Origin of the sequence: Anaerocaecibacter muris (assembly GCF_943192945.1) — a bacterium.
GTDB classification, from domain to species: Bacteria; Bacillota; Clostridia; order Christensenellales; family Pumilibacteraceae; genus Anaerocaecibacter; species Anaerocaecibacter muris.
Genome location: NZ_CALPCE010000003.1, coordinates 1 through 25,132 on the forward strand (window position 1 = coordinate 1; position 25,132 = coordinate 25,132).

The following is a 25,132-nucleotide window of genomic DNA, read 5'->3' on the forward strand; positions in this document are numbered from 1 at the left end:
GCAAGCCGACGCGACGGGGAAACTTTACTGTTGACGGCGTAGTCGCGGCGCAGACGGGCTTCTGTTGTCTATCCGCCAATACTCTTATTGTTGAGGTGTTAGAGCCGCGTCAGACAAGGAAAGCAAGCCGACGCGACGGGGAAACTTTACTGTTGACGGCGTAGTCGCGGCGCAGACGGGCTTCTGTTGTCTATCCGCCGAGGGAGTGTAGAACCACCTACATGACCGAGGCGGATTGGCAAACGTAGCCCGTATCCGCCGATGAATACGACGTCAACGGCGGGGTTTCATTGTCGGGAACAGTATAACATCCCTAATCGACGCGCTGTCGGTAAGGAGCATGACCATGCGGTCTATGCCTATGCCGAGCCCGCCGGTCGGGGGCAAACCGTATTCCAACGCTTCCACAAAATCGTCGTCGGCGGCTTGCGCTTCCTCGTTGCCCTGCTTTGCCATAGCGCGTTGAGCGTCGAAGCGTTTGGCTTGGTCGAGCGGGTCGTTAAGCTCGGAATAAGCGTTGCCGCCCTCCCAGCCGTTGATAAAGAACTCAAAGCGATACGTCAGTCCGTCGTCGTTGCGCTTTGCGAGCGGCGACACTTCGACGGGATAACCCGTTACAAACGTCGGCTGTATGAGCGTGCTCTCGACAAGTTTGTCGAATGCGATATACATGCACTCCGCCGCGTTCTTTTCGCCCTCGAACTCGATGCCGCGTTTAGTAAGCTCGGCTTGCGCCTGCTCCGCGGTGAGTTCCATAAAGTCCACGCCTACCGTTTCTTTGACAATATCGCGCATGGTAACTCTGCGCCACGGCGTGGAAATGTCTATTTGCTTGCCCTGATATTCAATCTTGTCGCCCAGCCCGATAGCGTGCGCCGCCGCGAGGTAAATGTCCTCCGTGCGCTTCATCATGTCGGTGTAATCGCCGAACGCTTGGTAAAGCTCCATCATGGTGAATTCGGGGTTGTGCTTGATGTCCATACCCTCGTTACGGAAGCACCTGCCTATTTCGTACACGCGTTCCAGCCCGCCGACGATAAGCCGTTTTAAATACAGCTCCGGCGCAATACGCATATACATGTCAAGGTCGAGCGTGTTATGATGCGTAATAAACGGTCGCGCCGCCGCGCCGCCCGCAACGGTGTTGAGTATGGGCGTTTCCACTTCCAAAAACCCTTCCGCGTCGAGGTAACTGCGGATAGCGGTTATCATCTTACTGCGCTTGATAAACGCGTCCTTAACGTCGGTATTGACTATAAGATCCAAATACCGCTTACGATAGCGCAAGTCGTTGTCTTTAAGCCCGTGCCACTTTTCGGGCAACGGCGTGAGCGACTTGGACAAAAGCGTAAGCTCGCGCACGGCAATCGACACTTCGCCGCGGTGCGTAATAAACACCTCGCCCGTCACGCCGATTATATCGCCTATGTCTATCTGCTTTTTGAACCCGTCGTAATTCTCCGCGCCGACCGCGTCCGTCTTGACGTAAATTTGCACCTTGCCCGAACGGTCGAGCAAATGCCCGAAACTCGCCTTGCCCATTACGCGCTTGCTCATAAGCCTGCCCGCGACGGACACGGTCTTGCCCTCTTGGGGATTAGCCGTAATTTCGTCGGCGTGCGCCGTAACGTCAAAACTCGTAATCTTAAACGGGTCCGCGCCCGCCGCGCAAAGCTCTTCCAGCTTGTTCAGCCGCACCGCTTTAAGCGCGTCGATATTCTCCTGCTCGTCCGCGGCGTTATCCGCGACGATGTTGTTATTGTTCTGTTCTGCCATAGCTGTTTTATTACCCGAGTTTATCTTTTGACCGCTTTCTTATCGACGACTATGCCGACGATTTTAAACAGAAGATCGCCTACCATAACGACGTCGTTTTCCTCTTTGTCGAGGAGCGCCGCACCTACGCGCGACTCGTTGGAAATCTTGCCGTTGAGCGCGTCCGCCTCGTGCGAACCGACTATCGTATACGTTTTTAGCCCGCCGCACTTGCTTCTGTCAACTTTGGCGCGCGGTTTGGCTTTGCTCGCGAGTTCCGCGTCGGTAAAGCCTTTGTCGATAAGTTCTTCTTTTTTGTAACGCTTGCCCGCAAGCAATTCTCCGCACGCGGTCGCGTAATCTTCGGCGGTAAGCTCGCCCAGTATGCCGCGGTTATAGCGGTTGGCGCGCATATCGTTGACCGACACCTTGGTCAAAAATCCTTCGATAATATCGGTGCGGGTAAGTCCGCATTTTTCCACTTCCGCAAGCCCGTCGGCAATATCCGCCTCTATAACTTCGACCGCGCAACCTATGGAAACAACGTCGTCTTTTATAGACTTTTCGTCGAGAATTTTCGCGTTGGCAAGTTTTTCCTTGATAGCGTCGATTTCGTTTTGCAGTTGCGCCTGTTCCTCGCGCGCTATTTCGTATTCGGCGTTTTCCGAAAGGTCGCCTTGCGCGCGCGCTTTGGCAATTTCCTCGACGATAGCGGGCATTTCGACCATTTTGATATGTTCGAGCCGTTCTTCGAGCTCGCGCTTACCTGCCGCGGTCATAATATATTCTTTGGGCATAATTAACTCCTTGCCTATTTATTCATAATATATTATAAAACATGCCCGTAATTTAGTCAAGTGTTTTAACAACTCCGCGCCCGCCGCGCTTTTAGCTTTTGCCCGCGCGAATCGCGCCGCACAGCGCGGCGACGGACGAACATTGTCATATTCGGTCGAATGCGCTCATACATTATACAACCGCACAAAATCGGAGAGTGATTATGAACGACCGTAAGAATACGCGCGCAGTCGAACTCGGCAAGTACATTGCCGAAACTCATTGCACCGTGCGCGAAGCCGCAAAGCGGTTTGACATCGGCAAATCGACCGTACACAAAGACGTCACCGAACGCCTGTCCAAGCTCGACGACGCGCTGTTTGAAAAAGTGCGCAAAATCCTCGATTACAATTTGAGCGTGCGCCACCTGCGCGGCGGCGAAGCGACCAAGCACAAGTGTGAAGCGCGAAAATCCAAACCGAACTGACAAAACAACTGTCGCACTAAACTCGACGGCGCGCCGCAACCATATTATTACAATACATAGCGTAAGCCGCGCGACACAATGCGGACGCGGTTTTTATAATATTACATCGCGGGGAATTTTTAACGCATTGCCCGCGCAGAATTTTTGCATTGAAAAACCCGTGATAATCACGGGTTTTAAGCATTGTTATCAGTCGTAAAGTTTGGACACGGGCAGATCCGCGAATATCGCGGCAATCGCCTCGGCGAATATGGGCGCGACCGACACGGTTATAAACTTTTCCACTCTCTTGTCCTGCGGAAGCTCTATGGTGTCGAGCAAGAACAGCTTTTTGATGACCGAGTTTTGCAGTCTGTCCATGGCGGGACCGGACAATACGGGGTGCGTACAACAAGCGTAAACGTCGCTCGCGCCGCCCACATCGACAAGCGCTTTTGCGCCCTGCGTGATTGTGCCCGCGGTGTCAATCATGTCGTCCACAATAAGACAGCGTTTGCCCTTTACGTCGCCGATAATATTCATGACTTCCATGACGTTGGCTTTGGGTCTGCGCTTATCGACGATTGCAAGCGTCTTATTGAGTTTTTGCGCCATTTGCCGCGCTCTGCCCACCGAGCCGACGTCCGGAGATACGATAACGAGATCGTCGCCCGCTTCCTTTATAAACTGTTCGCCCGCAATCGCTTTGGCGAGAATGGGCACGCCCAAAAGGTGATCGACGGGTATGCTGAAAAAGCCCTGTATCTGCGCCGCGTGCAAGTCCATAGTAAGAACTCTGTCCGCTCCCGCAGTCGTTATGAGATCGGCAACGAGCTTTGCGGTAATGGGGTCGCGCGCGCGCGCTTTTCTGTCCTGACGCGCGTAACCGAAATACGGGATTACCGCGGTTATGCGTCCCGCCGACGCGCGTTTCAACGCGTCTATCATGACCAAAAGTTCCATAAGATTGTCGTTGGTCGGCATGGACGTAGACTGTATTACAAACACGTCGCAGCCGCGTACCGACTCGCCTATGCTTACGGAAATTTCGCCGTCGCTGAACTTGCTTACTTCCGCCTCGGACAGCTTCATTTTGAGCCGTACCGCTATCTGTTGCGCAAGTTCCTTGCACGCGTTGCCGCAAAACAATTTAATCTTGTTGCCGTGAGCTATCATTGGTTGCCTCCAAAATATCGGGATATAAATTTATGTTTACGACCTGTCGCCGTTGTCCCCGTTGTCGTCGCCGCGCGCCTCGGCGTTTTGCGCGGTAGTCGCCGCGCCGTCTATAATTCCGTCCGAAAACTCGACAAGACTGTATGCCCGCGGCGCGGTGTTGCCGCTTGGCGGCGCGTACATATTGCCCTGCCAGTTGGGAATAAGCGTCTGGCGCGCGCGCGCGATTGCGAGCGCCTGCTCGGGCACTTCCTTCGTTATTGTCGAGCCCGCCGCAATGAACGAACGATCGGCTATTTTTACGGGCGCAACGATATTCGCATTGGAACCTATAAACACCCGACTGCCGATAACCGATTTGTATTTGTTTTTGCCGTCGTAATTTGCAAAGACAACGCCGCACCCGACGTTGCAATCCTTGCCGAGTTCCGCGTCGCCGACGTAAGACAAATGACTGACTTTACAGCCGTCGCCGATTACGCAGTTTTTAAGCTCGACGAAATCCCCTATACGGCACCCGCACCCAACGACCGTGTTGGGACGGATATAAGCAAACGGTCCGACGCGAGTGTCCGCGCCGATAAGACTGTCGTACAGTCTGGAACTGTCGATTCTCGCGCCCCTGCCTATTATGCAGTTTTCGATATAGTTGCCCGGAAGGACATGCGCGTCCGACTTGATAATGGTTTTGCCTTTTAAAAAGTTATACGGCTCGATTATCGCGCCCTTGGAAATTACTACGTCGCAATCTATGTGCGTATTGTTAAAATCGGGAATACGCACGCCGTTGGCGGCATGATAATGCAGTATGCGCCGACGAATAACGTCCGTTATGCGCGACAGCGATTCGCAGTCCGTCACCGCCTCGAACTCGCCGCCGCCCGCAGGCTCTTGCGGAAATATTTCCGTCGCTTCGAGCAGGTATTCGGTTTTGAACACGCACCCGCGCGGAAGTTTAATCATATTAAGTTTTTGCTCGACGAGCTGTTTGACAGCCACCTCGACGGTCTTTCTGTTGACGAGCGGCGTATCGCAATAAAGCGCGACCGTCACAGGCTTGGTTTTATCCACAGCCGCTTTCAGCTTGTCCGCAAGATTGATAACAGGCGAAGCGTCCACAGTCGTATACTGTGCGTTAAGCGCAGCCGCCGCCCAACCTTCGAGCGTCTTGCCGAGTACGGGAATATCCCACGCCTCGCCCAACGCGTTGTTTTTTACGCGAAGTATTATACCGTTCAATCCCAAATCAACCATAGTTACATTATACCCTTTTGACAAAAAATAGTCAACTTAATATATGTCGCTGTGTGCCGCAAATATCCTAATTTTATAGCCGCTCGTATATCATTGCCGCAAATACGTTTCTCTCTTCGCGACGGCTGACGAAACATCAACACACCGCACAGCCTTTGAGCGCGTAAATGCGAGCAAGACGGACAACCGGCGACGATGTACGACGGGAATGTAGACCCCTTTCACGCCGCACAGCCTTTGAGCGCGTAGAGCCGCGTCAGACGCGCAACAGTCGGCGAGCCGCCGAAGGGAGTGTAGAACCCGCCATACCTTTCACCCGCACAGTCTTTGAGCGCGTAGATACGAGTTAGGCAAGGAAGTCCGAGCGAGCGCGTCGGGGAGCGTACTTCGCGTACGTGACCCAAGCGATCGCGACGGCTGACGAAGCATAACGAAGTATATACGCGCTCAAAGAGCGGCTATATATTCATCATAAGTAACAGGCCTATCATACGACTTACGCCCGCCGTCGATTGAGATAATGCGGTTAGCGACCGAGGACATTATTTCCTCGTCCGCGGTTATAAACAGTATGGGCGCTTTAAAGTTGATCATGCCTTTATTAAGCGACGTAATGCTTTCCAAGTCCAAGTGGTTGGTCGGCTCGTCGAATATGAGGAAGTTGGGCGACAGCAGCATCATGCGCGCGAGCATGCACCGCGCTTTCTCGCCGCCCGACAGCACGTTTGCGGACTTTAACGCTTCGTCGCCCGAGAACAACAGCCGCCCCAGCCACGACCGCAAGTATTCCTGTTCGTGGTTTTCCGACCATTGGTCAATCCACTTTACAAGCGACAGCGAACAGCCGTCGAAATACTTATCGTAATTTTGCGGCATGTACGCGGGCTTTACGTTTTTGCCCCAAATAACTCTGCCCGAATCGGGTTCGCTCTCGCCGAAAATGCAATCGAACAGCTCTGCAACGGCAAGGCTGTTATCGGTCAAAAATCCTATTTTGTCGTCGCGCCCGACCGAGAACGTCACGTCCTCGAAAAACCCTTTCTTGGTAAGTTTTTCGACGCGCAAAATATCGTTGCCGGGGTCGCGCTCGAACTTGTAATCGATATACGGGTACTTGCGCGACGACGGCTTGATGTCCTGTATTTCTATCTTGTCGAGCTCGCGCTTACGGCTTGTCGCCTGCTTGGACTTGGACGCGTTAGCCGAGAACCGCGCAATAAATTCGCGCAATTCCTTAATTCGCGCCTCCGCCTTTTTGTTGGCTTCGCGCTGTTGGCGCAAGATGAGCTGTGAAGATTCGTACCAAAAATCATAGTTGCCGACAAACATATTGATAGCGGAATAGTCCACGTCGCATATATGCGTGCAAACCTGATTCAAGAAGTGACGGTTGTGCGACACGACAAGCACCGTGGCTTGCTCCATGCTCTTAATATACTCCTGCAACCACCGCACCGTTTTAATATCGAGGTTGTTTGTAGGCTCGTCCAAAAGCAGAATATCGGGCTTGCCGAAAAGACACTGCGCGATTAGCACTTTGACTTTGACTTTGGGCTCGATTTCGCGCATGGGCGTATCGAACAACGCTTGGTCTATGCCTATGCTGTTTAAAAGCGTTTCCGCGTCGATTTCGCACTCGTAACCGCCCAGCTCGCCGTACTTGGTTTCGAGCTCCGCCGCGATATTGCCGTCCTCCTCGGTAAAGTCGGACTTGGCATACAGAGCGTCGCGCTTGCAGCGTATTTCTTCAAGCTCTTTATGCCCGCAAATAACCGCTTCGCGCACGGTGTATTCGTCGTAAGCGTTTTGGTTCTGTTCGAGAACGGACATGCGCTCGCCCTTGCCCATTGTTATATCGCCCTTGCTCGGCTCTATCTTGCCCGACAACAGCTTTAAAAACGTGGACTTGCCCGCGCCGTTCGCGCCGATAATGCCGTAACAGTTGCCGCTTGCAAACTTGATATTTACGTTCTCGAACAGCACGCGCGTGCCGAACTGCAATTTTACGTTGGATACGTTAATCATTGTTAAAACTTATTCCTCGATATTTTCGGATATTATTTCAAATAGAAAAACGGACAAACATGTCGCCCGTTTTGTTTTGGTACCGTAACGCTCGCGCAGGGCGTGTCGGGCGGGCGTCAATGACTACCCGTATCACGCCGATCGGCAAGCGCGTAAGCAATGCTTTAACTTGCTTGTTTGCGACTGATTATTCGCCGCGGAAAGGAAGCAACGCCATTACGCGCGCGCGCTTGATAGCGGTCGTAACGTCGCGCTGATGTTCGGCGCAAAGTCCGGTCGCGCGGCGCGGCAAAATTTTGCCGTTTTCCGCGGTATACTTTTTAAGACGCTCGACGTCCTTGTAATCGACATGGTCGATATGACCTTGGCAATACTCGCAAACGCGCTTTTTGGCGGGGCGGCGGGAACGACGTACCTTGTCGTCACCGTCGTTGGCTTTAACTCTGGTTTTATTTTTATCCATGACGGAAAACTCCTTAAATATTTTTAAATGTCGTAGTTAAGACGTACCGCTATGCGGCGTGTACGGTTTGATTAAAAAGGCAAGTCGTCGTTATCGACGGGTTGCATGTCCGAAATGGGATGCGGTTCTTCGGGAACGTATCCGCCCTGCGAACCTTCGCGCCCCGTGGTGTTACTGCGCGGAGTAAGAAACTCGACTTCGTCGGCAACGACGTCGAACGACGTGCGTTTGATGCCATCGCGATCCTCGTACTGGCGACGCTGAACAGAACCGTTGATACCCACCTTACTGCCCTTGAACAGATATTTCGCGCAACGCTCGGCAAGCTGCCGCCAGCATATAACGTCGAAATAATCGGCAACGCGCTCGCCGTTCGCATTGGTGAACGGACGGTTGACCGCGATATTAAAGCGGGTAAAGTTTACGCCGCCTTGAGTGCTGCTCGATTCGGGGTCGCGAGTAAGATTGCCAATCAAGATAATTTTGTTCATGATCCGAGCTCCTTACACTCTTTCAATCATAAAGCGCAAAACGTCGTCGCTTATGCGCATCTGACGTTCGAGCTCTGCGGGAATTTCGGGCGGCGCGGTAAACTTCATCAGCACATAGTAGCCGGTCAAATGCTTGCCCGAGATTTTGGTCTGAATGGGATATTCGAGCTTGCGCGAGCCGCCGCCCCACTCTTCCGCCGTCACTTCGCCATAGGGAGCGACAAGCGCCTTAAAACGTTCCACCAACGCCTTTTTGCCGTCGGCATCCTGCTTGTCGGACAGGATATAAAGGATTTCGTAATTATTCATACACCCTCCTTGCGGTCTATGACCCACTCTTACATGGGTAAGGACGCGACTATGAAAAAAATATTTAGTCGCAGTGTTGATTATATCACGTCCTTTCGCTTTTGGCAAGCGTTTTAACCGCGCCGCCGAGCACTACTTGCAAAATCCGCATAGAAAAAACAAAATAACATGACGCCGTTTTTTTCGGATAGCGAACAATCGCCGCATACTTTATAATTTAAAATACCTATATACAAAACCCCCGACAGTCGCATGTTTGCGGCGGGCGGGGGTTTTAGTATTCGACAATTAAATTTCAAAGATTTTTTTGAGTCGCGCAAAGTCGGCTTTGGGCTTGTGATCTTCGTCGAGCAAACCGTTTACTTCCTGCTGCACGTCGGTAAGCTGCGTATAACAATAGCCTTGGAACGGACACTTGCTTACGCCCGCCATCAAGTTTTCGAGCCGCGAATACAAGTCGTCGGCGTCCGTCGCATTTTTGCCGTAGCCCCAGTTTTCGCCTACCGCGCTACTGTCCAACGCAATGCCGCCGAACTCGGTGAAAATTACGGGCTTGCCCGCGGCGGTGCTGCCTTTTGCAATCATCTTCGGACCCTGCGGGTACAGCAAATCGTAGTTTTCGGGACGATACTTTTGCTCGAACCCGTCGCCCGCAGACGCATAATCGTGCACGCCTATAACGTCGGTCGTGTCCACCGATTCCCACCCGTCGTTGGTGGAAATAAGCCGCGAATTATCGAGCGCCTTGGTCGCATAATACATGGACGCGGCGAAGTTTTGATGATCTTTATTCACGCGGATTTTGCGCACGCCCCAGCTCTCGTTGAGCGGTACGTAACAGACGACGCTCGTAAACGCGCGCGCGGTCGTTACTATTTCCCGCCACTCCGCATCGAGGTTGTGCTGTTCGCGCGCGCAGAAGTTAAACGCCGACGGCATTTCGCACCATGTCAAAAAGCCCAACTCGTCCGCGTAATAATAGAAGTACGGGTCTTCGAGTTTTTGATGCTTGCGCGCACCGTTAAAGCCCATGGCCTGCGCCGCGAGAATATCGTCCTTTAACGCCTGCGCCGACGGCGGAGTAATGCCGCTGTCCTTCCAATAGCCTTGGTCGAGCACGAGCCGCTGATACAGCCGTCTGTGGTTGAGCGTTATATACCCGTTATCGTCGATACTTATTTCGCGCATGCCGAACCGAGTGTGCGCGACGTCCACTGCCTTGCCGTCGCAATACAACGTCAAGTCGATATAGTAAAGATGAGGCCATTGCGGCGACCACAGCGTGCCGTCGCCCACTTCGTCTTTTTCGGCAATCGCTATCGAATACGGAGTATGTTTGCCGTCGAGTGAAATGCGCGCGCGCTTGACCTGTTTGCCCTCATAGGTCACGACCATTTCCGCCTCGTCCGCCTTGCCGCGAAGCGTGGTTATTTCGCCGGCTACCGTCATATTGTCAATGTTGGGCGTGAGCGTAAATTCGTCCGCGCAATCGTCGCCGAAAAACTCGACCCACACGCTTTGCCAAATGCCGGTGGTCGGAACGTACCAACACGAAAAGCGATGCCCCGCCCAGCTCTGCTTGCCGCGCGGTTGCGTTGCATCATCGTAATCGACGCATCGCACTACTATCACGTTTTCGCCGCCCGTTAAATACTGCGTGACGTCCGCTTTGAAGGGCGCGCAACCTCCGACGTGATATAAGGCATGCTTACCGTTTACCCACACGTCGGTAATGTAATCGCTTCCGTTAAAGCACAACAGCGCGCGCTTGCCTTGGTGCGCCTTGTCTATATTAACCGTACGGCGATACCACACCGTTTCATGCTTTTCGTAAACGCCTATTCCGCTCGCCTCGTACTGATACGCAAACGGCACGTTTATCTTTTTGCCGAGTTTAACTTTTCCGCTCGGCAAGTCGCGCATAACGCCGTCGGCATTGTCGTCAAACTCGAATTCCCATTCGCCGTTGAGCATAATCCAGTCGTCGCGACGGAACTGCGGTCGCGGGTAATCGTTTCTGGTTGGTTTCATGATAAGATAAACTCCTTTTTTATTTTAGTGCGCATATACGCACATGCGCATATGTATGTCGGGCTAAAAATATTGCGCGAAATAAGGCGCCCACAGCCTATAACCCTTTTCGTTGAGGTGGATTTTATCGGCTATAAAATAGTCCGCCAAATCGTCTATCGCACTTCCGTCCTGATTTAGGAACGGCATGTTGCAGTGCAAAAATTTGACGTTCTTTTCGTACTGACACATTCTTTGCGCCTGTTTGTTGAATTGCGTTTTTCGCTCGTGCGTCGCAGGATGGAACGGCGAGGGACAAACCGCATTGACATAAATCAACGCTTGGGGATTGACACTCTTGACCGCCGCGATACACGTCGCAAGGTTCACCATTACGTCGTCCACAGCCTCGCCGCCGTGTATGTCGTTATAGCCCAGATTAAAGAAAACCTGCTCGAATTTAATTCCGCCGAGAATATCGTCGATTACGTTTACCCAGTCGCTGTACGTCGTGCCGCCGATGCCCAAACCGAGCACACTCTTTCCTTTCGCGTCCTCGGCGAACGTGCCGCCGCCGTTTTCCGCGCCGCCCGTTTCGTACAGCTCGAACCACGAATCGCCTATAATAACGCTTTTCGCCTCCGCCGTTTTCTTGGCTTTTTTGCGCCGCGCTTCAAACATCTTCAAACGCGGATGCAATTCCAGTTCGGGCGTGTTCTCATAGCCCGCCAAAAGCAATTCGCGGTTGAACGCGCCGCGATATTCGCCGCGCTTGGTCAAGCCGACGTACCATCCCGTCGCATAGCCCGACGGCTTGCCGAACATATCGATAAAATACATAACGCCGTTGCCGTAAATCCAGTCGGTCACGGTATAATCGAACGCGCCCACGTATTTATATGGTCTGTGCGCGTCCGTAACGCCCAATTCGTCCGAGCTGAAATGCGCTTTGGTAAAATCCTGCTCGCCGTACCCGTACTTATTGAACTTGCCGTTGCGATATATAAGCGTGCCGCGGTACACCGATCCTTCCTCGTACCGCACCTCGCCCACGCCGAACGCGCCGTCGCGCAAAACCCCGTCGAGGCTGTCGAACTCGAAGTACACGGGCTGCGCGCCGCTTTCAAACTTTTTGCAATCGAACTCTATTCGTTTTTTCATTTCGTCACCGTAAAAACGAACTCCGTCGTTTCCGAATAAGGCTTGTCGGGCGAACACACGCCGCAGTCGTCGGGGGTGGAGTGTATGCCGTCGGGATTGTATTCGCACTCGAAGCACGTGGACTTGTAGCCGTCGAAGTTGTCGCCGAACACGACCACGCACGGATAAGTGGTGCGCACTTCCAACTTAATGCCGCTCAATTCCGAATACAGCGAGCACGCGACTTTATCGAGTCCGCGCGCGTCGAGGAAGAACGGGTGGTCGTAACCTTTGGTATAGCGTTGCACGACCTCGTCCTTGACATACTCGCCCACCTTGCGCGGCGTGCGGAAGTCGAACTGCGGCGCAACGTCCGCAATGCGCTCTATTATAAGTCGCTCGTTGAGATCGCCCACCCTGGACGCGTTTATGTACATAACCTGTTCGGTCACCGGCGCGCGCAAGTCGCCCGACATGTCGAAGTACGCGTGGTTTGTAAGGTTGAGCAAAGTTTTGCAGTCGGGCACGGCTTTATAAATAGTAGCCAGCTTGTTCTCGCGCTCGTACAGTCTGTATATCGATTGAACCTTGACGTTGCCGAAATATCCGCCCTCACCGTCGGGACTGTCGTACTCAAACACGACGTCTGTATATTCTGCGTTTTGCTCGACGCGAAGCGAAAACACTTTACTATGAAATCCGCTCGACCCGCCGTGCAAGCAGTCTTCGCCGTGATTATTTTTTTCGAGCCGCGCAGTGCGCCCGTCAATCGCGAACTCGGCGTGCGCTATGCGCCCCGACGTGCGACCTATCGTCAAGCCGTGATACGCCGCGCCGTAACCGCCGCTCGCAAGCCGCGTAACCTCGCGCGCTTCTCCGTCGCGGTCGGGAACCTTTATGCTCATAATGCCCGCGCCGAGCGCGCACAGCGTTACGCTCATGCCTGCGGAATTGACAAGCATAACCGTTTCCGCCGATTTAAACAGTCCTTTTTCTATGTTCATTTTAACTCCGATACGTTTTTTTCCGTTAGTGTTTTTCCGCTTGCCGCGTCGCAATCACCGCGCCGCGCGATATAATGTCGGCATGAGCCGTTGCAAAACGACAAGCGGATAAATTTGTTACGCGTTGTAACCCTTGGGGTTTTGGGTCTGCCACTTCCACAGCGAAGCGCACATTTCATCAATGCCGAGCGTCGCCGACCAACCGAGCTCGTTTTTGGCTTTGCTCGCGTCGGCATAGCACGCCGCAATGTCGCCCGCGCGCCGCGGCTTGACGGAGTACGGCAACTTATGCCCGCACGCTTTTTCAAACGCGTGAATTACGTCGAGAACGCTGTAACCTATGCCCGTGCCGAGGTTGTAGGTGTACACGCCCGACTTGTTCGTCTTTTCGATAGCCGCAACGTGACCTTTTGCCAGATCGACGACATGGATATAATCGCGCACGCCCGTGCCGTCGGGGGTGTCGTAATCGTCGCCGAACACGCCCACTTCTTTAAGCTCGCCGATAGCGACCTTGGCAATGTATGGCGTGAGGTTGTTGGGTATGCCCTTGGGGTCCTCGCCTATCAAGCCGCTTTCGTGCGCGCCTACGGGATTGAAGTAGCGCAACAGCACAACCGTCCACTCGTTGTCGGAAGCGTACACGTCGCGCAACATAATCTCCTGAAAATATTTGCTCGTACCGTAAGGATTGGTCGTGCCGCCCACCGTGCAATTTTCGTCGAGCGGAAGTTTTTCGGGCGTGCCGTACACGGTCGCCGACGACGAAAACACTATTTTTTTAACGCCGTGCGCGCGCATTGCGTCGAGCAAAACAAGCGTGCCCGCGAGGTTGTTGTCGTAATATTCGATAGGCTTTGCGCACGATTCGCCGACGGCTTTAAGCCCCGCGAAGTGTATGACGCTGTCGATTTTATTCTCGTCGAAAATCTTGTTCAAAAGCGCACCGTCGCGCAAGTCGCCCTCGTACAGCTTGACAGACTTGCCCGTAATCTTTTGCACTCGCCTGACGCTCTCCGCCGAGGAATTGCAAAAGTTGTCCACAACGACGACTTCGTGCCCCGCATTAAGCAGTTCCACATTTGTGTGCGACCCGATATATCCCGCGCCGCCCGTTACAAGAATAGTCATATACGTTACCTCCGATTATGTATTGTGAGTGATTGCCTTATATTTTTTCGACGGTAATGCCGTCGCCGATTTGCGTTTGATATACAGCCGCAGTGTAGCCCGTCGCCTCAAAGTACTTTTCCAAAACGTGCGCTTTAAAATCCTCCACGCCCGACGTGCGAACAAGCGACACCGTACATCCGCCGAAGCCGCCGCCCGTCATGCGCGAACCCAAACACGCGGGGTGGCTCTGCGCCGCCGCCGCAAGCGCGTCCAGCTCTTTGCCCGTAACCTCGTACAAATCTTTGAGCGACGCGTGCGACGCGTTCAACAGCGCGCCCAGCTTGACCATATCGCCCGACTTCATGGCTTTAGCCGCGTCCGCAACGCGCGCGCACTCGTCCACGACGTGCCGAGCGCGATTGTAAACGTTGTGAGGAAGCAGACTTCCGCACTCTTCGAGCGACCGCCCGTCAAGCTCGGCAAGGCTGTTTATATTGAGCTTCTTTTGCAACAGGCGCAACGCCGTTTCCGTTTCGGCGCGCCGCTCGTTGTACTTGCTCTCCACAAGGCTGTGCGGCTTTTTGCAATCTATTATGACAAGCGAGCAATCGCCCGTGTCGATAGGCACGTACTCGCACGCGAGCGTAGCGCAGTCGAGCAGCATTGCGTGCCCCGCCTTGCCGCAAGCCGAAGCGTACTGATCCATAATGCCGCAATTAACGCCGCAGTATTCGCGCTCGGCGCGTTGCGCTTCGACAGCTATGCCGACGGGATCGACGGGCACGCCCGTCAATGCGCACATCGCCGCAATCGTAGACACCTCGATAGCCGCCGACGACGACAGCCCGCTGCCGAACGGCACCGTGCAATCCTGAACCATGTCGCAACCGACAACGGGATTGCCTGCGTTTTTCCACATCAAAAGACTACCCGCCTGATAATTGCCGTATTTGAGCGATTTATAATCGCCGAGTTTGGCAATATCGAGCGTGACTTTTTCGTCGAGCGTCGTCCAGCTCAAATTGATTTTATCCGTGCCGTTGGGTCTTATATACACCGTGTTTTTAAACGCGAGCGCCGCGGGAAAAACCTTGCCGCCACAGTAATCTATATGCTCGCCGATTATGTTCACTCTGCCCGCCGCAGTAACTTTGTACGCATAATCTTTAACGTTTACCGTCATATCGAAGCGCCCTCTCTTTAATGAATTTAACCGTTTGCTCTACGTCCTTAAACACCGCGGTGTTGTGCAGTATGCGCTTGCACACACTGCCGAGTTCTTTCGCTATGGCGTTTTCGACCGTCATGACGTCGGTCTTACCGCCGCACAGCTCGACAATTTCGCCGTATATAAACTCGTATTCGGACAAGTGCGCAGGCAAACCCGTGCCGTTGCAAATCCCGTCGCGAATTTCGCCCAATTCTTTTTCCAGCCGCCCGGGGAGTATGAACAACCCCTGCGCCTCGATAAGTCCGATGGACTCTTTTTTAATGACGTGGAATTCGGGGTGCGCGTGGAAAACGCCGTCGGGATACTGCTCCGACGTTATGTTACTGCGCAAAATTATGGTCATTTCGTACCCGCGCGCGGTTTTTACAACCGTCGGGCTGATCGCATTGTGAATTCCGTCGTCGTCCGCATGGATAATGCCGAGTTCGGGCGCGTCGTAATCCACCCACGCCGCGCGGATCTTTTCGGACGTCTGTTCTATCGCCTTGCGATCGGGGCTGACGACGCGAACTGCCGTGCCCGCCCAGTCGAGCGCCTCTATTATCGCGCCGCTCTCGTCGTCGCGCAAAGTACGCGCCGCTTTCGCCTTGTGCAAAGGCAAGCTCTCCCCGCCGCCCTGATAATGGTCGTGAGCGAGCACGCTCCCGCCTATGCGCGCGAGCGCTGCGTTACTGCCTATAAAGTAATGCGGAAACCTGTCGGCAAAATCCATAAGCCGACCGAACGTCGCTTTGTCCACGTGCATGGGCGTGTGTTCGTAATTGACCGCTATTCCGTGCTGACGGAAATATCCGTAAGGCGAATATTGCCAAAACCAGTCCTGCCCTCCGAGCGTAATATCTACGGTGCGAAGCGTGCGCTTGGCTCTGCCCGAAAACCCTTCGTTTTCGTGACAAATGGTACAGCTCGGATACCCGCCGCCCACGGCGTTGCCCGCCGCCGCCTTTTTCGCGTCGCGAAATTCGGGCTTGGCTTTGTTAATGGTTATTATAAGCCCGTCGCTCTCGAACCTCGGATTTTTATCGAGCGCCGACTTTTTAACGTAATTGTTTTTGACGCAGTAGTTGTAAAAGTAATCTGTCGCGGCTTTACTGCCTTTTGCAATTTCCGTAAGGTCGAAAACGTTCTGCAAATCCTGCGGCGACAGCGACAGCGCGCCCATAACCGCGTCGCAGTACCGCTCCGCTTCGTCCTCGGCAAACACGCCCGCGTTCACAGCCGCGCGCACAAACTCGTCCAATAGATCCGTAACCGTTCCGTCGGGCTTTGCGCCCGTATGCGGGAACGCCGCGCCAAACATTTCCATAATGCCGTTTCGCACATAATCGGCGTTTTTGCGCGTAAGCCCCAGTTCCGCTTGCGCATAACCGACGAGCTTGTCGATACTTTGTTGAAATTGCTTCATCAGGTTGCTCCCTTGTTAAATTGCGCTTTTACCGTAAATATTGTACCAAATATTGCGCGCGCAAGCAAGAATTATATTTACCAAAACAGGAAAAATTTTTACATTAAATTATTGACCCGTCGCGGCGTTTGATATATAATATGGACGGTAAACATGAGCGCGACAAAGGAACAATGGAAATACGGCGGCGGCGAACGCGTTTGGGCGGGCACTTATCGCAACTCGCAAAACACCTTGCATTGGCACAGCGATTGCGAGTTTATTTGCGTGCGGCGCGGCGCGGCGACGGTCGTTTGCGACGGCGTCACGTACAAACCTACCGAGGGCGACGCCATGTTTATAGACAGCGAATGTTTGCACCGAATAAACGCAGACACGCCCGACACGCTCATACAAACGCTTATTTTCAACCGCAAGATTATCAACGACTTTGCGGGCGAGCTCGCATTAACCGCGCCCGTACTGTCTAACGATTACGGCGCGGCGCAGGTGTACGCGCAAACGCTTAAAGAACTAACCGAAAAGGGCGCGCTTTACAGTTACCGCGCCGACGCGCGTGTAAGACAGCTTATGCTCGACGTTTTCGCATGCGAGCAAACGGAAAACAAAAAAGTCAAGAGCAAGACCGACGAAAAACTGCGCGCGCTGTTTGCGGAAATATACAAGCATTACGACAGCTACACGCTGGACGACGCCGCGCGGTTCATGGGCATGAACCCGAGCTACCTCTCCCGCTTTTTCACGGCGCGCACGGGCATGCACTTCATGCGATACGTAAACGCGGTAAAAGTGGAAAAAGCCGTCGAAATGCTGTCGCGCGGCGAAAACAACGTTACCGAAGTCGCCGACAAATGCGGGTTCGGCACGATACGCAATTTTAACAGAATATTCAAACTTCTGACGGGATATTCTCCCTCGTCGCTGCCCGACGACTACACGTTCACCGCCGCGGCGACCGAATCGGACGACGGCGGAATAAACCCCACGCTGTTCGACTGCGAACTCATAGAGTGCTCGTCGGTACGATAAATCATTGCTTTTATAGGCGCGGCATAGAAATAGGCATATAAAAACGGAACGTCTTACCGTAGTTCCCGTATGGAAAAACAGATAGGTATAGTGTGCTATATCAACGCTTGTTTTTTTATCGTAATATGCTATAATATTGCATTGTGCGGGGACTGTAATTGCGATGTGGAACACGGCATAGCAATCGCATTCAGAAATCGCAAATTTGCAGGCGTATCTACGGAAGCGGAATTTGCCGAAACAGATAATTATGATGAAATATAAAAAAGGAAGGATTGTATATATGAAAGTAAAATTAACAGCGATAATTTTATCGGTTTTTATCATTGCCCCGGTTTTTGCCGCATGCGGTAAAACCGACGCAGGCGAAAAGCACGTTCAGGATTTGAATTACGAGGAAAGCACGGAGGAAATATCTAATCCCGACCAGGGATTTTACCGTCCTGTATATGTAAAAATCGACGAAAACGGAGCGACGTACAACAAGGGCGTAATAAATTCACAAACGCAGCTATATCATTTGCGTTGCGATATAAGCGCGTTTTCGGCGGCGGTAAATAACGCGACGGACAAGCCGCTCACCGATGAGGCGATGGAAGGGTTGGACGCACTGCTTTTTTGTCTTAAAGAAAACGACAAAAATGCGATCGTAAGGTTTGCTTACGATCCCGGTTATAACGGCAGCGCCGATAAGGAGCCGGCTCTCGAAGTAATGTTGAAGCATGTAGAGAGTGTTTGTTCTGTGCTCAACCATTATGTAAATACGGTCACCGCTATTGAAACGGGACTTATAGGACCTTGGGGCGAAATGCATACAAGTGCGGCGGCAAATCCGGAGCATATAACACCGCTTATAAACGCTTTTTTAATCGGCGCTTCCGAAATACCGGTGTTGGTGCGGACGCCCAAAATGATATACGATTATATTGACGTATCTGACGACAAGATTGAAGAAATTTCAATATCGCCCGACGAAAAGGCTTACAGATTAGGCATATATAACGACGGATATCTGGGCTCCGAAAGTGATTTGGGTACTTACCGTAACAGAGAGCGCGATATAAATTTTTTAAGCGCCCAAAACGCTCATTTACCTTTCGGCGGCGAAGTTGCCGTCCCCGACAGTCCGCTTCACAATATTGAAGCGTGTCTACCCGAAATGAATAAAATTCATTTAAGTTATCTTAATTCAGAGTGGGATAACAGAGTAATCAAAAAGTGGAAAAACACCTTTTATACAGAAGCTTGCGGATTAGAAAAACAATATTACGGCAAAACCGGCTTTACTTACATACAGAACCGTTTGGGATACAGATTTGTATTGAAAAACTCGGTATTTACTTATTCGTCCTCGTCTGAAAAGCTGAACGTCCGCCTTACGTTGCAAAACGCGGGATTTGGGAATTTGAACAGAAACAAGCGGGCAAAGCTGATATTTACCGACAGCACAGGCGCGACGGCGTTTATTGCGGATTATGGAGAAATTGCCTTAAAGGATGAGCTCGAATTCAATGTTGAGCATGGTCTTGAAAGCGGAAAATACGACGTTTATCTGCGTATTTACGGGGAAGAGTTGCAAAGCGCGCCTCTGTACTGTGTGAAATTCGCAAACGACGGGTTGTGGAACAACGATCTAAAAGCCAATAAAATAGGCAGCTTTGAACTCATTTCCGCTTAACGGCGGAATTAAACACATATTTAACGGAAAACATTAAAAATGTTAATAGAGAAACCACTTATTATTTAACTGTTGTTTTAAACGGTTCTGACAAAATAGTAGGTTCTTTAAATTTCAATTTAGCTTAATAAATTACAAGCATAAAGAACTCTCTAACAAATTGTTCGAGAGTTCTTTATTGTTATTCGTTTTTTATTCATTATGGGAAGCGCGCCTTGTTCCGCTATTTTGCTTGATATTATGTTGCGAAAAAATTAAGACTTTTGCTTGTTCAACAGCACAAGCCGAGTGGATTTGTTTTCGTCAAAGTCGCAACGGTCGAGGTCGAGTTCGTCGAGATCCTCCTCCACGCACTCGTCGTCGAACATGCGCACAAACGGCTCTACCTTGTCTATATCGAGCTCGCAATGCTTTATTTTGTAGTGCATGGGAATAACAATTTCGGGCATGAGCCTATCGACATATTCCTTGGCAAGTTCCGCGTCGATTGTATAATTGCCGCCGACGGGTATCATCAAAACGTCCACGGGCAAAAGCCGCTCGATAAGTTCGGGACTGCACGGCTCGCCTATGTCGCCCATGTGACAAATGTTCACGCCGTCCATGCCTATCTTATATATAGTGTTCTTGCCGCGGAGCGCGCCTTCCTCGCCGTCGTGAAAAGACTGAATACCCGTTATGTGTACTCTGCCCTCGTACTCGAACTTGCCCGACGCGTCGTAAACCTGTTTGTAACTTTTTACGCCTTTAAGATAATTATGGTCGGCGTGTCCGTGCGACGAAGTGACAATATCGACGGACGGCGCGGAAAACCCGTACCCCACCATTTCGGGATCGAACGGATCGGTTAGCACAGATATGCCCGTACTCTCGGTCAACATGAACGAAGAATGACCCAACCACTTGATTTTCATTTTCTGTCAATACCTCTTGATTATTGCAAAAACCGCGCCGTAACGTCCACGGCACGCTCTATATCCCCCGCCGCGGCGGACGACAAAACGTATTTAAGCGCGACGCGCAAAACTCCGTCCGCACGTTCGATCGCGCGTTCGAGAGTTTTAACCGCAAACCGCATTTCCCCGAACGGCGTGCCGAGCAAAACCGTGCTCGGCTTGTCGGAAAGCGAAATTTTGTACGACATAACGCCGCCGCTCGCCGAAACGTCGGTGCAAGCCTCGGTGTGCGCAACCGTAAATATTTCCGCGCCCATATTAAAAACCAAAGTAAACCCGCCCGCGTGTTCGGCAAACTCGCCGTCGCACTTAACGGGCTCTTGTTCCGACGCGACCGTAACCGCGACGGGGCGTGTACTTCGGGGTACCGTACTGTCCATGGATATTATTTTACACTAAAAAGCCGAGCGTGTCAACCTATTTCGGCGTATTGAAAAATGTTGCGCTTAAAGCCGCCCGCAATCGCGGAAAAACAAAACTATTTGCGCAAGATCATGGCTTTTATATCGTTTACCGCTGTCTTTATTTTCGGGTCGGTAGCTATCTGCGCGGAAATCTTGTCGCGCGCGTGCATGATCGTCGTATGTTCCCTGCCGCCGAAGTATTCGCCTATCGCGGCGAGCGGAATATTCATAAACTCGTTTATAAGATATATCGCGACCTGTCGCGGAGTGACTACTTCTTTGTTTTTCTTTTTGCCGAGCACGTCCGCTTTGTTGGCGTTGTAATATTTGCACGTGCAATCGACTATTTCGTCAACCGTTATTTCGTCGCACTCCTGCACACGATAGTCCTTTAACGCTTCTTGACAAATGGCGCGATCGACCTTGCGTTCGTACAGCTTGGACAAAAACATTACTTTGGTGAGCACGCCTTCCATTTCGCGGATATTGCTCGTCACGTGCTCGGCAATAAAATTAAGTTCGTCGAAATCGATGTTCTTTTTGGCTTTTTGCGCTTTCTTTTGCAAAATGGCTATGCGCGTTTCGAGGTCGGGCGGCTGAACGTCCACCACCATGCTCGACGCGAACCGCGACCGCACGCGGCTGTCGAGGTCGGGTATATCCTGCGGACGACGGTCGGACGCGAACACCATTTGTTTGCCCGCGCTTTTGAGCGCTTCGAACGTGTGAAATATTTCCTCCTGCGTAGACGGCTTTTTGCTTAAAAACTGCACGTCGTCTATCATGAGCAGGTCTATATTGCGATACTTGTCGCGGAACGACTGATTGTTCACGCCGTTAGCCGTGCGTATGGACGCGATAAACTCGTTGATAAACGTGTCGGTCGATACGTACAGCATTTTAAGATTGGGTTTCGACAGCCGCAAATCGTTGCCGATAGCCTGCATGATGTGAGTTTTGCCCAACCCCACGTCGCCGTATATAAACAGCGGGTTATACAATATCCCGGGATTTTCGGCTACCGCCAAAGCCGTTTCGTAAGCCATGCGATTGCACTTGCCCACGACAAAATCGGCAAAGTTATACTGCGGATTTAATACGCATTGCGAAGCCGCGGCGTGCGTAACCCTCGGCGCTTCCGCCTTTTCCTCCGCGACTTTTTTGGGCGCTTCCTCCTCCGAAATGACGGTAAGCTCCGCGGGCGCGCCCTCCACCTCGCGCATTGCGCGCTTTAACAGCGGCAAATACCGCGCGATAACTTCGGCTTTTGCTCCGTCCGACGGCGCGCACAACGCCAAAATCCCGTCCTCGACTTTTAACGGTCGCAACGGTCTTATCCATACGTCGAAGCCGAGCGAGTGAACCTCCACTTCCAATATAGACAACATTTCCTGCCAAACGGCGTCGATATCTTTCATAATAAGCACCCTTGTCGCCGCGGACGGGCTTACCGAACCGCTACGTTACATAGTAAAATTATACAGCATGCCGCGCATAAAATCAAGCGTTTGGGTCGAACGTTGTCGATTGCGCCGCGCAACGTCGTCCGCCCGAGCCGTAGACCGACGCTATTCGTCGCGTTCTTTCATACGCAACGCCGTTTTGTAAACTTCGCTCTTTGCGACGTGCCTGTCCGCCGCCACCTTTTTGACCGCGTCGCGCAAGTCCTCGCCCAAGTCCACGTATCGCCGCAAATGCGCCTCGACGGACAACGCCGAAAAATCGTCGTTCGCGCCCTCTACCACAATAACAAACTCGCCCTTTTCGGTCAGGTCGAACGCGTCGCCGAGCGTGCCGCGCGTAACCGTTTCGTACAGCTTGGTCATTTCCCGACACACCGCGACTTTGCGCGCGCCCAACTCTTCGTGCAAGAACGCAAGATCCTTTTTTACGTCGTGCACCGCGCTGTAAAACACGAGCGTGCACGGCACAGACTTATAAGGCTCGACAAACCGTTCGCGATCGATTTTCTTTTCGGGCAAAAACCCGAGCACCGTGAACGCGCGCGTGTCCAGCCCCGACAGCACAAGCGCGTTTACGCCCGCGCACGCGCCGCTCACCACAGTAAAATCAATGCCGTTCGCAACGGCTTCGTCGATTATAACATGCCCGGGGTCGGACACCGTAGGCATACCCGCGTCCGATACGACCGCAATGTCCTTACCCTCTTTAAGCATGTCGATAAGCCCGCCCACCGCGCTCTTTTCGTTAAACTTGTGATAGGGCACGGCGCGCGTCTTTATGCCGTACTTGTTGAGCAACAACGCGGTGTGCCGAGTGTCCTCCGCCGCTATCAAATCGACCGACTTCAACACGTCGATAGCGCGTAGCGTTATTTCTTCCAAATTGCCTATCGGCGTGGCTACTATGTACAGCATGTCAAAACTCCTCCGTCGAAACAGTCATACCCTGCTTACCGCCGCGCACGGCTCGCAACAAAAACGTCTTACCGTTGGCGTTTACCGTCATATGCTTGGGCGTAAGCCCGTGCTTGTGACAGGCGCAAACGGCTTCGTCCAGTCGTGACGCGGTGTAAACGAGATACAACGCGCCGCCCGCCTTTAACAAGCGTTTGGCGGTTTTAACAACGTCGTCCAGCGTCACCGTAAGTTCGCTGTTTGCCGCGGGCGCGACGGCGCGCGCCTTGCTGTCCGCCTTGAAAAACGGCGGGTTGCACACGACCGCGTCGTACTGCGCGGCGGGTAACATGTCGATTGCCGTTGTTATATCGACATTATAATACCCCGATCCGTCAAGCCCGTTGAGCGCGCACGAGCGCACGCACATATCAAAGAGCGCGCCGTCTATTTCCGCGCCGCCGACTGCGCAGCCGCAATCGAGCGCGAGCAAAATGCCCACAACGCCGCAACCCGAACAAAGGTCGAACACTTTGTCGTCGCGCCTCACAAATTTCCGCGCGTACTTGTACAGCGCGACCGCGTCGCCGCCGAACCGATACATATCCTTGTGCTGAATAATAACGTGTCCGCAATCGTCAAGCGGCTCTTTGCACTCGCCCGCTTTAAGCGTTATTCCGTTTAATACTTCGTCCGCCATAACACTACCGTCTTAACCGCACGACCGCTTTGACCGCGGTGTCGGCTGTTTGTTTTACGCTATCGGAAATTTCCACGCCTACCGCGACCAGCACTTCGTCGCCGCGGCAAATAAGCGGTATGCGATTGCGTAACCGCTTGGGAATTTTTTTATCTATGAAATACTGTTTCAGCTTTTTGCGCTTGCCGCCGAACGGGGTAAACACGTCGCCGTCGCGCCTGAACCGCAACACTGCACCGTCCAGCTTGTCAAAATCCACCGCCCCGCCCTTAACCGATTGCGGCGAAACGTCGCAACGCGTAATGTCCACGGCAAGCCCGTCAATATAATTGCCGCCGAGCGCAACGGGGTATTCTGCATCGCACTCAAGCCGAGGAATATACAGCGCGACCCGCCCGTACTCGCGCGCGGCTACAATTCCGCCCGACAGTTCGACGCTTGCGCCTATGCGCATGTGTGCAAGCGCGACAACTCGGTCCGTCTGTTCGCGCGTAATGTCCACCGTGGTAAAATATGCGAGCGCGCGCCGCACGTACCGCGCCGCAAGCCCGCCGATCAGCGCGTCGTCGGCAATTAAAACGGCGCCGTCGGAGTACGTGATTAACGACAGGTCTATCGAACTTTCCATGTAATCGCACGCGCGCGCGCACTCTGCGGACAATGCGTTAATCGCCCGCACCGCGCCTTTGTACCGACGTTCGATAAGCGGAATAACGTTTAACCGAATATAATTCCTGTCCGCGTCGTCCAAAAAATTCGTATCGTCTACGACAAACTTCAATCCGTTTTGCGCGCAGTACTCGTCAAGCTCGCACGGATACACGTCGAGGAACGGGCGCACAACGGGCAACGCCCCGCCGTCCGCCATGCCGCGCATGCCGTCCAAACCCGCTCCGCGAAACAGGTGCATTAGCACGGTTTCCGCATTGTCGAGCGCGTGATGAGCGGTAAGAACGACGTCCGCTTCGCCGTTGCCGATAATATCGTAAAATACCGCGTAACGCAAGTTCCGCGCCGCCTGCTCGATTGTAAGCCCGTTTTTTGCGCTCTCGGCTTTGACATTGACGCGATAAGCGCGAAATTCAACGCCGTTGCGCAGACAAAATTCGCGCACAAAAAGCTCGTCGGAATCCGCCTGATCGCGCAAGCCGTGATTGACGTGCACGGCTAATAATTGCGATTTTTCCACCGCGCCGCAATTAAGCGCGGCGTGCAAAAGGCACATAGAATCGCGCCCGCCCGACACGCCCAAAGCGAGTGTTTTTCCGCGCAACGGCTCCAACCGTCGCGCCGTTTTTTCGAGTAGTCCGTTCACAGTCCGATTATATCACACACGGCAAAATAAATCAAGCCGCGCGGCGCAATTCCGCCGCACGGCTTGAAGTATGT

The 25,132-nt window shown here is 52.8% G+C and carries 23 protein-coding genes and 1 pseudogene; 4 read left to right on the forward strand and 20 right to left on the reverse strand.

Translation table 11 applies throughout. The annotated features are described in order from the left end of the window. Positions 1–273 precede the first annotated feature (273 nt). Positions 274–1,776, reverse strand: coding sequence for a lysine--tRNA ligase (gene lysS, locus NFR57_RS03225; RefSeq protein ID WP_251182397.1), 1,503 nt, complete (start codon positions 1,774–1,776; stop codon positions 274–276). 20 nt (positions 1,777–1,796) lie between these two features. Next, complete coding sequence (gene greA, locus NFR57_RS08825) at positions 1,797–2,552, reverse strand: transcription elongation factor GreA (RefSeq protein WP_251182398.1); 756 nt, start codon at positions 2,550–2,552, stop codon at positions 1,797–1,799. A gap of 203 nt (positions 2,553–2,755) precedes the next feature. Here greA and NFR57_RS03235 point away from each other — a divergent pair, with 203 nt between their 5' ends. After that, complete coding sequence (locus NFR57_RS03235; protein ID WP_251182399.1) at positions 2,756–3,019, forward strand: sporulation transcriptional regulator SpoIIID; 264 nt, start codon at positions 2,756–2,758, stop codon at positions 3,017–3,019. Between the two features lie 189 nt (positions 3,020–3,208). Here the strand turns inward: NFR57_RS03235 and NFR57_RS03240 are convergent, their stop codons facing one another. The 12 genes and pseudogenes from NFR57_RS03240 to NFR57_RS03295 all read right to left on the reverse strand — a co-directional run bounded on the left by NFR57_RS03240 (position 3,209) and on the right by NFR57_RS03295 (position 16,619). Next, on the reverse strand, positions 3,209–4,174 hold the full coding sequence (locus NFR57_RS03240) for a ribose-phosphate pyrophosphokinase (protein ID WP_251182400.1): 966 nt from the start codon (positions 4,172–4,174) through the stop codon (positions 3,209–3,211). Between the two features lie 243 nt (positions 4,175–4,417). Then, positions 4,418–4,807 (reverse strand): annotated as a pseudogene (locus NFR57_RS08860) (GlgC family sugar phosphate nucleotidyltransferase); the annotation flags it as partial. Positions 4,808–5,875: 1,068 nt separating this feature from the next. Next, positions 5,876–7,453 (reverse strand): ABC-F family ATP-binding cassette domain-containing protein, encoded by a 1,578-nt coding sequence (locus NFR57_RS03250; RefSeq protein ID WP_251182402.1) that lies wholly within the window; start codon positions 7,451–7,453, stop codon positions 5,876–5,878. 187 nt (positions 7,454–7,640) lie between these two features. Then, positions 7,641–7,916 (reverse strand): 30S ribosomal protein S18, encoded by a 276-nt coding sequence (gene rpsR, locus NFR57_RS03255; RefSeq protein ID WP_251182403.1) that lies wholly within the window; start codon positions 7,914–7,916, stop codon positions 7,641–7,643. A gap of 71 nt (positions 7,917–7,987) precedes the next feature. Further along, on the reverse strand, positions 7,988–8,407 hold the full coding sequence (locus tag NFR57_RS03260) for a single-stranded DNA-binding protein (protein WP_251182404.1): 420 nt from the start codon (positions 8,405–8,407) through the stop codon (positions 7,988–7,990). A gap of 12 nt (positions 8,408–8,419) precedes the next feature. Then, on the reverse strand, positions 8,420–8,716 hold the full coding sequence (gene rpsF / locus NFR57_RS03265) for a 30S ribosomal protein S6 (RefSeq protein ID WP_251182405.1): 297 nt from the start codon (positions 8,714–8,716) through the stop codon (positions 8,420–8,422). Positions 8,717–9,004: 288 nt separating this feature from the next. Next, the gene (locus NFR57_RS03270) at positions 9,005–10,747 is read right to left on the reverse strand and encodes a glycoside hydrolase family 2 protein (protein WP_251182406.1); all 1,743 of its coding nucleotides are present in this window, start codon (positions 10,745–10,747) and stop codon (positions 9,005–9,007) included. Between the two features lie 63 nt (positions 10,748–10,810). Further along, positions 10,811–11,887: an SGNH/GDSL hydrolase family protein gene (locus NFR57_RS03275; RefSeq protein ID WP_251182407.1), complete on the reverse strand. Its 1,077-nt coding sequence runs from the start codon at positions 11,885–11,887 to the stop codon at positions 10,811–10,813. Continuing rightward, the gene (locus NFR57_RS03280) at positions 11,884–12,870 is read right to left on the reverse strand and encodes an aldose epimerase family protein (RefSeq protein ID WP_251182408.1); all 987 of its coding nucleotides are present in this window, start codon (positions 12,868–12,870) and stop codon (positions 11,884–11,886) included. The genes NFR57_RS03275 and NFR57_RS03280 overlap by 4 nt, the downstream gene beginning before the upstream one ends. A gap of 117 nt (positions 12,871–12,987) precedes the next feature. After that, a complete protein-coding gene (gene galE, locus NFR57_RS03285; protein WP_251182409.1) occupies positions 12,988–14,001 on the reverse strand; it encodes a UDP-glucose 4-epimerase GalE in 1,014 nt (337 codons plus the stop codon). Between the two features lie 37 nt (positions 14,002–14,038). Then, positions 14,039–15,166, reverse strand: a complete 1,128-nt coding sequence (locus NFR57_RS03290) for a galactokinase (protein ID WP_251182410.1) — start codon at positions 15,164–15,166, stop codon at positions 14,039–14,041. After that, the gene (locus NFR57_RS03295) at positions 15,150–16,619 is read right to left on the reverse strand and encodes a hypothetical protein (protein ID WP_251182411.1); all 1,470 of its coding nucleotides are present in this window, start codon (positions 16,617–16,619) and stop codon (positions 15,150–15,152) included. The genes NFR57_RS03290 and NFR57_RS03295 overlap by 17 nt, the downstream gene beginning before the upstream one ends. Before the next feature lie 153 nt (positions 16,620–16,772). Between NFR57_RS03295 and NFR57_RS03300 the strand changes: the two genes are divergently transcribed. The 3 genes from NFR57_RS03300 to NFR57_RS03310 all read left to right on the forward strand — a co-directional run bounded on the left by NFR57_RS03300 (position 16,773) and on the right by NFR57_RS03310 (position 19,326). Continuing rightward, complete coding sequence (locus tag NFR57_RS03300) at positions 16,773–17,648, forward strand: AraC family transcriptional regulator (RefSeq protein ID WP_251182412.1); 876 nt, start codon at positions 16,773–16,775, stop codon at positions 17,646–17,648. 69 nt (positions 17,649–17,717) lie between these two features. Then, the gene (locus NFR57_RS03305) at positions 17,718–17,912 is read left to right on the forward strand and encodes a hypothetical protein (RefSeq protein WP_251182413.1); all 195 of its coding nucleotides are present in this window, start codon (positions 17,718–17,720) and stop codon (positions 17,910–17,912) included. 19 nt (positions 17,913–17,931) lie between these two features. Next, complete coding sequence (locus NFR57_RS03310) at positions 17,932–19,326, forward strand: DUF4832 domain-containing protein (protein WP_251182414.1); 1,395 nt, start codon at positions 17,932–17,934, stop codon at positions 19,324–19,326. Between the two features lie 254 nt (positions 19,327–19,580). Here NFR57_RS03310 and NFR57_RS03315 read toward each other — a convergent pair whose 3' ends face one another. The 6 genes from NFR57_RS03315 to tilS form a co-directional block, all read right to left on the reverse strand. Beyond that, a complete protein-coding gene (locus tag NFR57_RS03315) occupies positions 19,581–20,240 on the reverse strand; it encodes an MBL fold metallo-hydrolase (protein ID WP_251182415.1) in 660 nt (219 codons plus the stop codon). Positions 20,241–20,260: 20 nt separating this feature from the next. Beyond that, on the reverse strand, positions 20,261–20,662 hold the full coding sequence (locus NFR57_RS03320) for a hypothetical protein (RefSeq protein ID WP_251182416.1): 402 nt from the start codon (positions 20,660–20,662) through the stop codon (positions 20,261–20,263). A gap of 98 nt (positions 20,663–20,760) precedes the next feature. Beyond that, complete coding sequence (gene dnaA / locus NFR57_RS03325) at positions 20,761–22,104, reverse strand: chromosomal replication initiator protein DnaA (protein WP_251182417.1); 1,344 nt, start codon at positions 22,102–22,104, stop codon at positions 20,761–20,763. A 150-nt stretch (positions 22,105–22,254) separates the two neighbouring features. Next, positions 22,255–23,064: a 16S rRNA (cytidine(1402)-2'-O)-methyltransferase gene (rsmI, locus tag NFR57_RS03330; protein ID WP_251182418.1), complete on the reverse strand. Its 810-nt coding sequence runs from the start codon at positions 23,062–23,064 to the stop codon at positions 22,255–22,257. Between the two features lies 1 nt (position 23,065). After that, entirely contained in the window at positions 23,066–23,743 is a 678-nt protein-coding gene (locus tag NFR57_RS03335) for a tRNA1(Val) (adenine(37)-N6)-methyltransferase (protein ID WP_251182419.1), read from the reverse strand. Between the two features lie 4 nt (positions 23,744–23,747). Further along, positions 23,748–25,058 carry a tRNA lysidine(34) synthetase TilS gene (gene tilS / locus NFR57_RS03340; protein WP_251182420.1) on the reverse strand — a complete coding sequence of 437 codons (1,311 nt, stop codon included), beginning with the start codon at positions 25,056–25,058 and terminating at the stop codon, positions 23,748–23,750. Positions 25,059–25,132 lie beyond the last annotated feature (74 nt).

Bases quoted from the DNA above. Each gene is read 5' to 3' on its own strand.
- NFR57_RS03310 (WP_251182414.1), top strand. From the start codon at position 17,932: ATGAAAGTAAAATTAACAGCGATAATTTTATCGGTTTTTATCATTGCC.
- NFR57_RS03295 (WP_251182411.1), bottom strand. From the start codon at position 16,619: ATGAAGCAATTTCAACAAAGTATCGACAAGCTCGTCGGTTATGCGCAA.
- NFR57_RS03270 (WP_251182406.1), bottom strand. From the start codon at position 10,747: ATGAAACCAACCAGAAACGATTACCCGCGACCGCAGTTCCGTCGCGAC.
- rpsF (WP_251182405.1), bottom strand. From the start codon at position 8,716: ATGAATAATTACGAAATCCTTTATATCCTGTCCGACAAGCAGGATGCC.
- galE (WP_251182409.1), bottom strand. From the start codon at position 14,001: ATGACTATTCTTGTAACGGGCGGCGCGGGATATATCGGGTCGCACACA.
- NFR57_RS03275 (WP_251182407.1), bottom strand. From the start codon at position 11,887: ATGAAAAAACGAATAGAGTTCGATTGCAAAAAGTTTGAAAGCGGCGCG.
- NFR57_RS03235 (WP_251182399.1), top strand. From the start codon at position 2,756: ATGAACGACCGTAAGAATACGCGCGCAGTCGAACTCGGCAAGTACATT.
- lysS (WP_251182397.1), bottom strand. From the start codon at position 1,776: ATGGCAGAACAGAACAATAACAACATCGTCGCGGATAACGCCGCGGAC.
- NFR57_RS03300 (WP_251182412.1), top strand. From the start codon at position 16,773: ATGAGCGCGACAAAGGAACAATGGAAATACGGCGGCGGCGAACGCGTT.
- NFR57_RS03305 (WP_251182413.1), top strand. From the start codon at position 17,718: ATGGAAAAACAGATAGGTATAGTGTGCTATATCAACGCTTGTTTTTTT.
- NFR57_RS03315 (WP_251182415.1), bottom strand. From the start codon at position 20,240: ATGAAAATCAAGTGGTTGGGTCATTCTTCGTTCATGTTGACCGAGAGT.
- greA (WP_251182398.1), bottom strand. From the start codon at position 2,552: ATGCCCAAAGAATATATTATGACCGCGGCAGGTAAGCGCGAGCTCGAA.
- NFR57_RS03290 (WP_251182410.1), bottom strand. From the start codon at position 15,166: ATGACGGTAAACGTTAAAGATTATGCGTACAAAGTTACTGCGGCGGGC.
- rpsR (WP_251182403.1), bottom strand. From the start codon at position 7,916: ATGGATAAAAATAAAACCAGAGTTAAAGCCAACGACGGTGACGACAAG.
- NFR57_RS03250 (WP_251182402.1), bottom strand. From the start codon at position 7,453: ATGATTAACGTATCCAACGTAAAATTGCAGTTCGGCACGCGCGTGCTG.
- rsmI (WP_251182418.1), bottom strand. From the start codon at position 23,064: ATGCTGTACATAGTAGCCACGCCGATAGGCAATTTGGAAGAAATAACG.
- NFR57_RS03335 (WP_251182419.1), bottom strand. From the start codon at position 23,743: ATGGCGGACGAAGTATTAAACGGAATAACGCTTAAAGCGGGCGAGTGC.
- NFR57_RS03320 (WP_251182416.1), bottom strand. From the start codon at position 20,662: ATGGACAGTACGGTACCCCGAAGTACACGCCCCGTCGCGGTTACGGTC.
- dnaA (WP_251182417.1), bottom strand. From the start codon at position 22,104: ATGAAAGATATCGACGCCGTTTGGCAGGAAATGTTGTCTATATTGGAA.
- NFR57_RS03240 (WP_251182400.1), bottom strand. From the start codon at position 4,174: ATGATAGCTCACGGCAACAAGATTAAATTGTTTTGCGGCAACGCGTGC.
- NFR57_RS03260 (WP_251182404.1), bottom strand. From the start codon at position 8,407: ATGAACAAAATTATCTTGATTGGCAATCTTACTCGCGACCCCGAATCG.
- NFR57_RS03280 (WP_251182408.1), bottom strand. From the start codon at position 12,870: ATGAACATAGAAAAAGGACTGTTTAAATCGGCGGAAACGGTTATGCTT.